This is a genomic window from Edwardsiella ictaluri ATCC 33202, from assembly GCF_000264785.1.
Classification (GTDB): domain Bacteria; phylum Pseudomonadota; class Gammaproteobacteria; order Enterobacterales; family Enterobacteriaceae; genus Edwardsiella; species Edwardsiella ictaluri.
The window spans coordinates 47208-59683 of record NZ_AFJI01000081.1 but is presented as its reverse complement, the minus strand read 5'-3'; the positions used below and the strand labels follow the sequence as shown (position 1 = coordinate 59683).

The following is a 12476-nucleotide window of genomic DNA, read 5'->3' as shown; positions in this document are numbered from 1 at the left end:
CACAATTTAACACTAGCGCCACGCTGACGGGTAAGATAGTCTCTGACCGATTGCGGCAAGACGCCTCTGATGACGGAATCCCTGACACCGCGTATGAAAAAAAGTATACCCACGCTGATAGCCACCCTCGTCTGGTCAGCGCTTTACAGTCAGCATGCGCTGGCTTCCCTCGCCGAACAGTGCCTGATCGGCGTTCCCGTGTATGACAAACCGTTGGTTTCCGGCGATATCAATAGCCTTCCGGTGCACATTACCGCAGATCAGAGCGAAGCCAACTACCCGAACAACGCCCTGTTCCACGGCAACGTCGATATTCAGCAGGGCAATAGCACCCTGACCGCCGATAAGGTTCAACTGGATCAGAAAGCGATCCAGGGGCAGCCCAATCCGCTGCGCACCGTGACCGCGATAGGCAATGTACACTACGCGGACAGTCAGATCCGGCTGCAGGGCCCCAGCGCCTGGTCCAACCTGAATAATAAAGATACCAACGTCTGGCGCGGCGACTATCAGTTTGTCGGTCGCCAGGGGCGCGGCGATGCCGATCTGATGAAGACCCGCGACGCTAACCGCTACACCATCCTGGATAATGGGACCTTTACCTCCTGTCTGCCGGGTGACAACAGCTGGAGTATCGCCGGCTCCGAGATCATTCAGGATCGTAAGGAGCAGGTGGCCGAGATCTGGAACGCCCGCTTTAAGATCGGGCCGGTTCCGGTCTTCTACAGCCCCTATCTGCAGTTTCCGACTGGCAACAAGCGCCGCTCCGGCTTTCTGATCCCCAGCGTAAACTACTCCAACGGCGATGGGATAGAGTTTACCCTGCCCTGGTACTGGAACATCGCCCCGCAGGCTGACGCGACCTTTACTCCGCACTACATGGAAAAACGCGGTCTGCAGCTGCAAAACGAATTCCGCTATCTGAGTGAATTTGGTATGGGTCAGGTCGAATTTGACTGGCTGGGCAACGACCGGCAGTTCCAGCAGGATCGTAAAAATCAGGGGATCACCGGACAGGAGCTGGAGGATCTGAAGAACCGCGATCGCTGGCTGTTCTACTGGCGCCACTCTGGCGTACTCGACCACTGGCGCTTCGGCGTCGATTATACCAAGGTCAGCGATCCCTACTACTTCACCGACCTGAGCTCCTCCTATGGATCCAGCACCAGCGGCTACGCCACGCAGAAATTTACCCTGGGCTATGCCGAGACCAACTGGAATGCGACGCTCTCGACCACCCAGTTCCAGGTATTCGCCAACGCGGGGGACGTCAATGCCTACCGCACCGCACCGCAGCTGGATCTGAACTACTACAAAAACGATCTGGGCCCGTTCGACTTCACCCTGTACGGTCAGGCGGTCAAGTTCACCAACGACAACGTCTACCTGCCCGGGGCCGACCGCTACCACGTCGAGCCGGTCCTGTCGCTGCCGCTGTCCAACCGCTGGGGGAGCATCAATACAGAAGCGAAGCTGATGGCGACCCACTATCAGCAGGATGTCCCCAGCCAAGGTAACCTGACGCAGCTGAAGGACAACGTCAACCGCGTGATGCCGGAGTTTAAGATCGACGGTAAGATGATCTTTGAGCGCGACGCCACCCTGCTGAGCGGCTATACCCAGACGCTGGAGCCGCGCGCCCAGTATCTGTATATTCCGTACCGCGACCAGAGCGACATTTACTCTTACGACGCCACCCTGCTGCAGACCGACTATACCGGCCTGTTCCGCGACCGCAGCTACAGCGGTCTGGACCGTATCGCCTCGGCCAATCAGGTCACCACCGGCCTGACGACCCGCCTGTACGATGATGAGCAGAACGAACGCTTCAACGCCTCTATCGGGCAGATTTACTACTTTTCACCGTCGCGTACCGGCGATGAAACCACCACTATCGATCGCCACGATAACACCGGCAGCCTGGTATGGGCCGGAGACAGCTACCTTAAGCTGACCGATAGCTGGGGTCTGCGCGGCGGTCTGCAGTATGATACCCGACTGAACAGCGTGGCACTGGGTAACGCGGTGATGGAGTATCGTAAAGACGCCGAGAGCGTACTGCAGCTCAGCTATCGCTACGCCAGCCCGGAGTACATTACCTCCATGCTGCCAAGCTACGCCAATAATACCATCTACAACCAGGGCATCAGCCAGGCTGGGATCATCGGCAGCCTGCCGTTGGCCGAGCGCTGGGCGCTGGTCGCCGGTTACTACTATGATACCAAGGCGAAGCAGTCCGCCGATGCCATCGCCGGCCTGCAGTACAATACCTGCTGCTGGTCGATGGGCGTCACCTATGAGCGCAAGATCAACAGCTGGGACAGCGCGACCCAGAACAGCAAGTATGACAACAAGTTCTCGCTCAAGTTTGCCCTGCGCGGGATGAACCAGAACTACAGCCTGGGCTCTGCAGAGATGCTACGCTCCGGCATTCTGCCTTATCAACGCGCCTTCTAACATTTGGCGCAATGCGTGGTCTAACGGTACAAAAACGCAGGCAATACCGTTAGCCACAGGCTGTCGGCATCAGGTAAAACCTAAACCCGCCGTGGGCGGATTAATACAATGGGATAGTTATGAAGAACTGGAGAACGCTGATCCTCGGCGTGGCGCTGTGTGCCAATACCGCCTTTGCGGCCCCCCAAGTCGTCGATAAAGTCGTGGCTATCGTAGACAACGGCGTCGTGCTGGAAAGTGACGTCGACGGCATGATGAAGTCGGTAAAACTCAACGCCCAGCAGGCCGGTCAACAGCTGCCGGACGATGCCACTCTGCGCCATCAGATCCTTGAGCGGCTGATCATGGACAACGTGCAGCTGCAGATGGCCAAGCGTATGGGGCTGGAGATCTCTGACAGCGAACTGGATAACGCCATTAACGGTATCGCCCAGCAGAACCACATCAGCATGCAGCAGCTGCGCAGCCGCCTCGCGGCCGATGGGCTTGACTATAAAACCTACCGCGACCAGATCCGCAAAGAGATGCTGATCAGCGAAGTCCGTAATAATGAGGTACGCAGCCGCGTCACCATTCTGCCGCAGGAGGTGGATGCGCTGGCCAAGCAAATCGGCAGCCAGAACAGCGGCGAAACCGCCGTTAACCTAAGTCACATCCTGATCCCGCTGCCGGAAAATCCGACCCAGCAGCAGGTCAGTGAAGCCCAGAAGCAGGCAGAGTCACTGATCCAGCAGCTGCACCAGGGCGCCAGCTTTGCCAAGCTGGCGGCAGCCTACTCCGCCGATCCCCAGGCGCTGAAAGGCGGCGAGATGGGTTGGGGTCGTCTGCAAGAGCTGCCGACCCTGTTCGCTGAAGCCCTGCAGAGCGCCAAGAAAGGGGATATCGTCGGGCCTATCCGCTCCGGCGTCGGTTTCCATATTCTGCGGGTCAACGATCTGCGCGGCGATCAGGCCAGCGTCTCCGTCACCGAAGTGCACGCACGCCATATTCTGCTGCGCCCCTCGCCGGTCATGAGCGATACCCAGGCGCGCGCCAAGCTGGAAGCGCTCTCCGCCCAGATCAAGTCCGGTCAGATCACCTTTGAACAGGCAGCGAAAGAGTATTCACAGGATCCAGGCAGCGCGCAGAAAGGTGGCGATCTGGGGTGGGCAGTACCGTCCATGTACGATCCGGCCTTCCGCGATGCGCTGATGAAGCTGAACAAGGGTGAGATAAGCCAGCCGGTGCACTCCAACTTTGGCTGGCACCTGATCCAGCTGCTGGACACCCGCCAGGTCGATCGCACCGATGAGGCCCAGAAAGAGCGCGCTTATCGCATGCTGTTTAACCGTAAATTTGCCGAAGAAGCACAGACCTGGCTGCAGGAGCAACGCGCTGCGGCCTATGTGAAGATCCTGGGCAACAGCGCCAACGGGGCCCAGTAATTCCATGGCATCGATTCGTCGCATTGTCATCACCCCCGGCGAGCCGGCCGGGGTAGGACCGGAGCTGCTCGTTCAATTGGCGCAGCGGCCCTGGCCTGCCGAGCTGGTGGTATGCGCCGATCCGGGCCTGCTAGAGGCGCGCGCCCACGCGCTGGGGCTGCCGCTGACGCTGCGCCGCTATGATTCGGCGCTATCGCCCCAGGCGCAGCAGGCGGCCACCCTGACGGTGTTGCCGATCCCGCTGGAAGCCGACGTTATCCCCGGCAAACTCAACGTCGCCAACGGCAACTATGTGGTCGCCACGCTGACGCGCGCCTGCGACGGTTGCCTGAGTGGCGAATTTGCCGCGCTGGTGACCGGCCCGGTGCACAAAGGGATCATTAACGATGCCGGTGTCCCCTTCACCGGGCATACCGAGTTCTTCGCCGATCGCAGCGGCTGCCCGCGCGTCGTGATGATGCTGGCCAGCGAGCGCCTGCGCGTCGCGCTGGCGACCACACACTTACCGCTGCAGGAGGTTCCTGCAGCGATTACGCCGCAGACGCTACGCGAGGTCATCACCATTCTGGACGCCGATCTGCGCCGCCGGTTTGGCCTTCGCCAACCGCATATCTACGTCTGCGGACTCAACCCACACGCCGGTGAAGGCGGGCATATGGGGCGGGAGGAGCTGGATATTATCATCCCGACCCTTGATGCCCTGCGCGCCAGCGCTATTCACCTTACCGGCCCGCTGCCCGCCGACACGCTGTTCCAGGCGAAATACCTGGACGACGCCGACGCGGTGCTGGCGATGTACCACGATCAGGGACTGCCGGTACTCAAATACCAGGGATTTGGCCGCGCGGTCAACATCACGCTGGGGCTGCCGTTTATCCGCACCTCGGTAGATCACGGCACCGCGCTGGATCTGGCCGCCAGCGGTCAGGCGCAGCCCGGCAGCTTTATCACCGCATTAAATCTTGCCATAGAGATGACCAACCACAGCAATGAACAGTAGAGTGCACCAGGGGCATTTGGCCCGAAAACGCTTTGGACAGAACTTCCTGACCGATCAGTTCGTGATCGACAGCATCGTGTCCGCCATCAATCCCCTACCGGGTCAGGCCGTGGTCGAAATCGGCCCGGGCCTCGGCGCGCTGACCGAACCGGTCGCCGACCGCATGGATAAAATGACCGTCGTCGAGCTGGACAGAGATCTGGCGGAGCGTCTGTCTACCCATCCGTTTATCAGCCGTAAGCTGACCATTCGTCAGCAGGATGCCATGACCGTCGACTTCAGCGAGATGGCACGTGAAGCAGGCCAGCCGCTGCGCGTGTTCGGCAACCTGCCGTATAACATCTCCACCCCGCTGATGTTTCATCTGTTCAGCTATGCATCCGCCATCAGCGATATGCATTTTATGCTGCAGAAAGAGGTTGTTAACCGCCTTGTCGCCGGGCCGGACAGCAAAACCTATGGCCGTCTGAGCGTTATGGCGCAATACTACTGCCAGGTAGTCCCGGTTCTGGAAGTTCCGCCCAGCGCCTTCCGCCCGGCACCTAAGGTGGATTCTGCCGTGGTTCGCCTGATCCCACACCGTGAGCTGCCCTATCCGGTAAGCGACGTACGCGTGTTGAGCCGCATCACGACAGAAGCCTTTAACCAACGGCGCAAGACCATCCGCAACAGTCTTGGCCATCTGTTCAGCGCCGACCAGCTCAGCGCGCTGGGAATCGATCCGGCACGCAGAGCAGAAACGCTGTCCGTGGCAGACTACTGCAGACTGGCCAACTGGCTGTGTGAACACCCACAGGCTCAGTAACCGTGCAAACAGGAGCCTTACGTTATGATCGATGCACCCCGTATCATCGTTCAGGTACAGAGTGTCTATGCTGGATCACAGTCGCTGCCTGAAGAGGCGCGCTTCGTCTTTGCCTATACCGTCACTCTGCGTAATCTGGGCCGCTTTAACGTACAGCTCCTGCGCCGCTACTGGCTAATAACCAACGGCAACGGCCGCCAGACTGAAGTCCAGGGCGAAGGGGTCATCGGCGAACAGCCGCTGATCCAGCCCAATGGTGAGTTTCAGTACACCAGCGGCGCCATCATCGAAACGCCCTGCGGTACCATGGAGGGGCACTACGAAATGGTTGACCATCAGGGACACACCTTCCGTATCGCCATTCCGGTCTTCCGCCTGGCCATTCCCAGCCTGATTAACTGATTCTATGTCGACACTGCTTATTGGCGACGTTCATGGCTGCTACCATGAACTGCGCGACCTGCTTTCCCTGGCGGACTTCGATCCCGCCCGCGACACGCTGTGGCTGACCGGCGATCTGGTCGCCCGCGGCCCCGACTCTCTGGCGGTACTGCGCTATGTCAAATCCCTTGGCGACAGCGCACGCCTGGTGCTGGGTAACCACGACCTGCACCTGCTGGCCATTTACGCCGGCATCAGCCGGAATAAGCCCAAGGATAAACTGACGCCGCTGCTGGAGGCACCGGATGCGGACAGCCTGATCAACTGGCTGCGTCGCCAGCCGGTGTTGCAGGTCGATAACGATCTGTGCCTGGTGATGGCACACGCGGGCATCAGTCCCCAGTGGGATCTGACCACCGCGCAACGCTGCGCGCGCGAGGTGGAAGCCATGCTGGCCAGCGACAGCTACCCCTTTTTTCTCAATGCCATGTACGGTGATATGCCGAATAACTGGAGCGAGTCGCTCAGCGGCCTGGCGCGCCTGCGCTTTACCACCAATGCCCTGACCCGGATGCGCTACTGCTTCCCCGGCGGCGAGCTGGACATGATTTGCAAGGATGCGCCTGAGGATGCGCCGGCACCGTTGCGTCCCTGGTTCGATCTCGACAGCCCGGTACGCGAGGCTGGCTACAGCATCGCCTTCGGCCACTGGGCCTCTCTGGAAGGGCGCAGTACGCCGCCACAGGTCTACGCCCTGGATACCGGGTGCTGCTGGGGCGGCACCCTGACGGCCCTGCGCTGGGAGGATCGCCACAGCTTCAGCGTGCCCTCTCGCCGCGCATCGCGCCACGCCAAAGCGGAATAGCCGCGGCCCCCATTCCCCACCGCCGCGAAACGGCCTCATGCCGCCCATGCCAGCGCTGCCCAGCTGCTGGCGTAGGCGTACCGGCGCGCTAACGGCGGGGAGTGCTCGCTGGAAACACGATGCAGGCGGTATTTTCCCGGCGTGACAGCCTCTCGGTCACACCACGCTACAGAGGAGCTGCATAGGGTGAACGACGCGATGATGGCATGATAACAAGCACGGAGGACGTGCAGGGAAAGGGCTCGACACGGTTAACGGCGATCCAGGATCTCAAAGCAGTAGGCGTGTGAATTGTCGCTATCGGCCTCATGAAACTCACTGAAGCACGTCTGCCACTCATCCGGTGCATAGTCGGGGAAATAGGTGTCTCCGGCGACGTCAGCGTCCACGTGGGTCAGATACAGTCGGCTCGCCTGCGGTAAAAACTGCTCATACAGCGTACCGCCGCCGATAATCATCACCTCATCAGCATCTGCAGCGGCAGTCAGTGCAGCCTCGGGTGTCGCTACCCAACTCACACGATCGTCACAGCCCGCCTGGCGGCTGATCACGATATTATGACGACCCGGCAGCGGGCGCCCGATGGACTCATAGGTTTTACGCCCCATGATCACTGGTTTTGCCAGAGTATTGCGCTTAAACCACGCAAGATCGGCCGACAAATGCCATGGCATAGCATTGTCTAAACCGATCACACGATCCGCGCTGAGTGCAGCGATCAGGCTGATAATCATGCTTGTCTGTCCTGTCTGGGAGAAAAAGTGCGCACACTATACGGAATGACCGCGCAGGCGTCGATAGCCTGCGGCGGGTAAATCTATATGCACAGTAAAATCTCGAAGTAAACCTTAAAAGCAGTCAATTAGACTCCAGGGCGCTTACGATACAGCCATATCCCCGGTAATGACAGACCGATGGAGAGCGCCCCTACGATAAAAGAGGCCTTGAGAAAGTTGGTGACCATGCTGGCGAACAGCGGCTCGGAATAGCCGCTGCGGGAGATCTCAACCACGGCGATCATCGCCCGATAGGCGTAGATGCCGGGAAACATCGGGATCACCGCTGCAACGGTGAACACCTTCGGGTGTGCCAGCAGCCAGCGCGACCACTGAATACCGATGACTCCGATCAGGATCGCCGCCATCAGCGACGCCCACTCAATATTCAGCCCCAACGTTATCAACAACAGACGGGAGCCGTGCCCAATTGCCCCCAGCAGTGCGCAATAACGTAAGGCCCGGTTTGGCACGTTGAACACCATGGCAAACCCCAGCGCTGGCACAGCGGCCAGCAGCATATCCTGCACCAGCTGCAGCAGCAGCGTTATCATGCCCATCCCTGTAGTCCCCACAGCGATAGCGCCATCACGACGCCAAGACAGGTGGCCAGGGTCAACAGCGTCGCCATTGCCCAGCGGGCCAGCCCGGTATTGACATGCCCTTTAAACATATCCGCCACCGCATTGATCAGAGGAAACCCAGGCACCAGCAGCAGAATACTGGCCGCCATGGCAATGAGCGATGTCCCGGCAAATACGCTCAGCTGCAGCAGGCCGCCAGAGACCGAGGTGGCAATAAAGGCCGTAATACAAAAATTAATCAGCGGATTAAGCTGTCGATGAGTCATTAGTTGCCGGGCATACATGGCCACCGCGCTGGCAAAAAAGGCCACCAGCGCGCCGTCCCAGCCGCCGCCATTCAGTTTGCAGAAACAGGCGCAAGAGAGGCCGACCATCAGTACCACCAGCGCGCGCGGATAGCGCAACGGGCGGATATGCTCCAACCGTCGGCGCACATCGTGCATGTCCAGCAGGCGGTGCTCAGCCATAATCACAATATGCTGCACCTCAGTCACCACGTGCATATTGATGCCGCGATCGACATTTTTGCGCGTCGACGTCAGACAACGGCCATCCTTGATGGTGGTCAACACCACCGCGTTGGCAGAAATAGAACTCTCCACACTGTCTACGCCCAGCGCCAACCCCAGCCGGGTAGAAAGCTGTTCGACCAACATGCTCTCGGCACCATGCTGCAGCAGGAAAAGGGCGCAATGAATACACAGGCGGGTTATCTCCCGCTGGCGATCAGACTCCACAATCGACTCCTGTCAGGGTAATCCCGTCATACCGTCGCCGCGGCTCCAGCACCGATGGCAACGCTCCCTCGGCGCAGACTACCCGCACCGCGGTGATTTATTGTGCCACAACCCCGCACGTCGCGTAACCTGCCGCCCTATCCCATGACGGCAAGTTTCCGGGCCGCCCGGCCGACAACAAAAAGGCCCGGCTATGTCGGGCCTGACGCTGCTCCGCGCCATTACTTCAGTCGGGCATGCATCTCCTGTACTGAAATCACCTGTTCGGTCGGATCCGCGTTCAGCGCCATCGCCGTAGCAAAACCGCCGTTCAGCGTGGTGTCGTAGTGCACCTTGTAGCGCAGCGCGCTACGGCGGATCAGCTTGGAATCCTCGATCGCCTGACGCCCGGCGGTGGTGTTCACAATATAGGTATACTCGCCATTCTTGATGCGATCCTGAATGTGTGGACGCCCCTCATGCACTTTGTTGACCAGACGCGGATTAATACCCGCTTCCCCCAGCACCACCGCGGTGCCGTGGGTCGCATCCAGCTCAAAGCCCTGCCTGAGCAGCTTGGCCGCCAGATCCACCACCCGGTGCTTATCGCCCTCACGAACCGACAGTAGGGCGCGTCCCGGGGTCTTCACCTGCGACAGACTGCCAAGCATCGCCTTGGCAAAGGCCTCGGCAAAGGTACGGCCCACCCCCATCACTTCACCGGTAGAGCGCATCTCCGGCCCCAGAATCGGGTCGACGCCGGGGAACTTGGCAAACGGCAGCACCACCTCTTTGACGGAGTAATAAGGCGGGATCACCTCTTCTGTCATTCCCTGCTGCGCCAGCGTCTGCCCCACCATCACACGGGCGGCCACCTTAGCCAACGGTACGCCGGTCGCCTTGGAGACGAAGGGAACGGTACGCGCGGCGCGCGGGTTGACCTCAATCAGGTATACCTGGTTATCTTTCACCGCAAACTGCACGTTCATCAGCCCGCGGACGCACAGCTCCATCGCCAGCTTCTCCGCCTGGCGGCGCAGCTCGTCCTGGATTTCAGCACTCAGGGTATAGGCCGGCAGCGAACAGGCGGAGTCACCGGAGTGTACCCCCGCCTGCTCAATGTGCTCCATAATGCCACCGATCAACACTCGCTCGCCGTCACAGATGGCATCGACGTCCACTTCGACCGCATCGTCCAGAAAGTGATCCAGCAGCACCGGCGCATCGTTGGAGACGCTGACCGCCGTCTGGAAGTAGCGCCGCAGATCGCTCTCATCGTAGACGATCTCCATCGCCCTGCCACCGAGAACATAAGAGGGGCGAACCACCAGCGGATAACCTATCTGGGCCCCCTTCTCCACCGCCTGCTCAATGGCCGTGACGGTAGCGTTGGCCGGCTGCTTCAGCCCCAGGCGATTCACCGCCTTCTGGAAGCGCTCACGATCCTCGGCGCGGTCAATGGCGTCCGGACTGGTGCCGATAACCGGCACGCCTGCGGCCTCCAGCGCCCGGGCCAGCTTTAGCGGCGTCTGGCCGCCGTACTGTACGATCACCCCCTGCGGACGTTCGACGGCGACGATCTCCAGCACATCCTCCAGCGTAACCGGCTCAAAGTAGAGACGGTCAGAGGTATCATAATCCGTGGAGACGGTCTCCGGGTTACAGTTGACCATGATGGTTTCATAGCCATCCTCACGCAGCGCCAGCGACGCGTGCACGCAGCAGTAGTCAAACTCGATCCCCTGACCGATACGGTTCGGGCCACCGCCCAGCACCATGATCTTTGGGCGATCGTGAGTCGGGTTAGCCTCGCACTCCTCTTCATAGGTGGAGTAAAGGTAAGCCGTGTCGGTCGCGAATTCGGCCGCGCAGGTGTCCACGCGTTTATATACCGGATGCAGCCCCTGCTTATGGCGTAGCTTGCGAATCTCGCTCTCCGCCACACCGGCCAGACGGGCCAGACGGGCATCGGCGAACCCTTTACGCTTCAGCTGACGCAGGAAATCCGGCGTCAGGCCATTGATGCCCACGTCGGCAACCTGCTCCTCCAGACGCACCAGCTCCTCGATCTGCACCAGGAACCAGCGATCGATGTTGGTCAGGTTAAACACCCCATCCACCGACAGACCGGCGCGGAAGGCATCGGCGATATACCAGATACGCTCTGCACCGGCATCTTTCAGCTCGCGTCGGATCTTGGTCAACGCCTGCGGATCGTCCAAATTTACCTTGGGATCGAAGCCACTCGCCCCGACCTCCAGCCCGCGCAGCGCCTTCTGCAGCGACTCCTGCTGGGTACGGCCAATCGCCATCACCTCACCCACCGACTTCATCTGCGTGGTCAGGCGATCGTTAGCCCCGGCAAACTTTTCAAAGTTGAAGCGCGGGATCTTCGTCACCACGTAGTCGATGGAGGGTTCAAAGGAGGCCGGCGTACGCCCCCCGGTGATGTCGTTCATCAGCTCGTCTAGGGTGTAGCCCACCGCCAGCTTGGCTGCAACCTTGGCGATCGGGAAACCGGTCGCCTTGGAGGCCAGCGCGGAAGAACGTGATACGCGCGGGTTCATCTCGATAACGATGAGACGGCCGCTTTTCGGGTTAACCGCAAACTGCACGTTGGAGCCGCCGGTCTCCACGCCGATCTCACGCAGTACCGCCATCGAGGCGTTACGCATGATTTGGTACTCTTTATCGGTCAGGGTCTGCGCCGGCGCGACGGTAATCGAGTCGCCGGTGTGGATCCCCATCGGATCAATATTTTCGATGGCGCAGACGATGATGCAGTTGTCGTTCTTATCGCGCACCACCTCCATCTCATACTCTTTCCAGCCGATCAGAGACTCATCGATCAGCAGCTCATTGGTCGGCGAAAGATCCAGGCCGCGTGCGCAGATCTCTTCAAACTCTTCGCGATTATAAGCAATACCGCCGCCGGTGCCGCCCATCGTAAACGACGGACGGATAATGCAGGGGAAACCGACCTGCTCAGCCACCGCCAGCGACTCTTCCATACTGTGGGCAATGCCGGAACGCGCGGTATCCAGCCCGATCTTCTTCATCGCTTGGTCGAAACGCCGTCGATCCTCAGCCTTATCGATGGCATCCGCCGTCGCCCCAATCATGGTCACACCGAACTCGGCCAGTACCCCCTGGCGCTCCAGCTCCAGGGCACAGTTCAGCGCCGTCTGGCCGCCCATCGTCGGCAGCACCGCATCGGGGCGCTCTTTTTCGATGATCTTTCGCACCACTTCCCAGTGAATCGGCTCAATATAGGTCGCATCGGCCATCTCCGGATCGGTCATGATGGTGGCCGGGTTGGAGTTAACCAGGACGACGCGGTAGCCCTCTTCGCGTAGCGCCTTACAGGCCTGAGCGCCAGAGTAGTCGAACTCGCACGCCTGGCCGATGACGATCGGCCCGGCGCCCAGGATCAGGATGCTTTTAATATCAGTACGTTTTGGCATGGTT

10 protein-coding genes are annotated in these 12476 nt (G+C 60.0%); 6 read left to right on the top strand and 4 right to left on the bottom strand.

What is annotated here, in order from left to right; translation table 11 throughout:
* The first annotated feature begins 69 nt into the window (after positions 1-69).
* From lptD to apaH, 6 genes are all read left to right on the top strand, one after another.
* Positions 70-2457, top strand: coding sequence for an LPS assembly protein LptD (lptD, locus tag EIEH_RS12040; protein ID WP_015870114.1), 2388 nt, complete (start codon positions 70-72; stop codon positions 2455-2457).
* A gap of 119 nt (positions 2458-2576) precedes the next feature.
* Entirely contained in the window at positions 2577-3881 is a 1305-nt protein-coding gene (surA, locus tag EIEH_RS12035) for a peptidylprolyl isomerase SurA (protein ID WP_015870113.1), read from the top strand.
* A gap of 4 nt (positions 3882-3885) precedes the next feature.
* Positions 3886-4881, top strand: coding sequence for a 4-hydroxythreonine-4-phosphate dehydrogenase PdxA (gene pdxA / locus EIEH_RS12030; protein ID WP_015870112.1), 996 nt, complete (start codon positions 3886-3888; stop codon positions 4879-4881).
* Complete coding sequence (gene rsmA, locus EIEH_RS12025; protein ID WP_015870111.1) at positions 4871-5686, top strand: 16S rRNA (adenine(1518)-N(6)/adenine(1519)-N(6))-dimethyltransferase RsmA; 816 nt, start codon at positions 4871-4873, stop codon at positions 5684-5686. The genes pdxA and rsmA overlap by 11 nt, the downstream gene beginning before the upstream one ends.
* Before the next feature lie 24 nt (positions 5687-5710).
* Positions 5711-6088 (top strand): Co2+/Mg2+ efflux protein ApaG, encoded by a 378-nt coding sequence (gene apaG / locus EIEH_RS12020; RefSeq protein WP_015870110.1) that lies wholly within the window; start codon positions 5711-5713, stop codon positions 6086-6088.
* Between the two features lie 4 nt (positions 6089-6092).
* A complete protein-coding gene (gene apaH / locus EIEH_RS12015) occupies positions 6093-6932 on the top strand; it encodes a bis(5'-nucleosyl)-tetraphosphatase (symmetrical) ApaH (RefSeq protein WP_015870109.1) in 840 nt (279 codons plus the stop codon).
* 251 nt (positions 6933-7183) lie between these two features.
* Here the strand turns inward: apaH and folA are convergent, their stop codons facing one another.
* From folA to carB, 4 genes are all read right to left on the bottom strand, one after another.
* Positions 7184-7666, bottom strand: coding sequence for a type 3 dihydrofolate reductase (folA, locus tag EIEH_RS12010; RefSeq protein WP_015870108.1), 483 nt, complete (start codon positions 7664-7666; stop codon positions 7184-7186).
* Positions 7667-7794: 128 nt separating this feature from the next.
* Positions 7795-8268, bottom strand: a complete 474-nt coding sequence (locus EIEH_RS12005; protein ID WP_035609693.1) for a threonine/serine exporter — start codon at positions 8266-8268, stop codon at positions 7795-7797.
* The gene (locus EIEH_RS12000; RefSeq protein WP_015870106.1) at positions 8259-9029 is read right to left on the bottom strand and encodes a threonine/serine exporter family protein; all 771 of its coding nucleotides are present in this window, start codon (positions 9027-9029) and stop codon (positions 8259-8261) included. Before EIEH_RS12000 ends, EIEH_RS12005 begins: the two co-directional genes overlap by 10 nt.
* A gap of 221 nt (positions 9030-9250) precedes the next feature.
* Positions 9251-12472, bottom strand: coding sequence for a carbamoyl-phosphate synthase large subunit (gene carB, locus EIEH_RS11995; protein WP_015870105.1), 3222 nt, complete (start codon positions 12470-12472; stop codon positions 9251-9253).
* Positions 12473-12476: the final 4 nt, after the last annotated feature.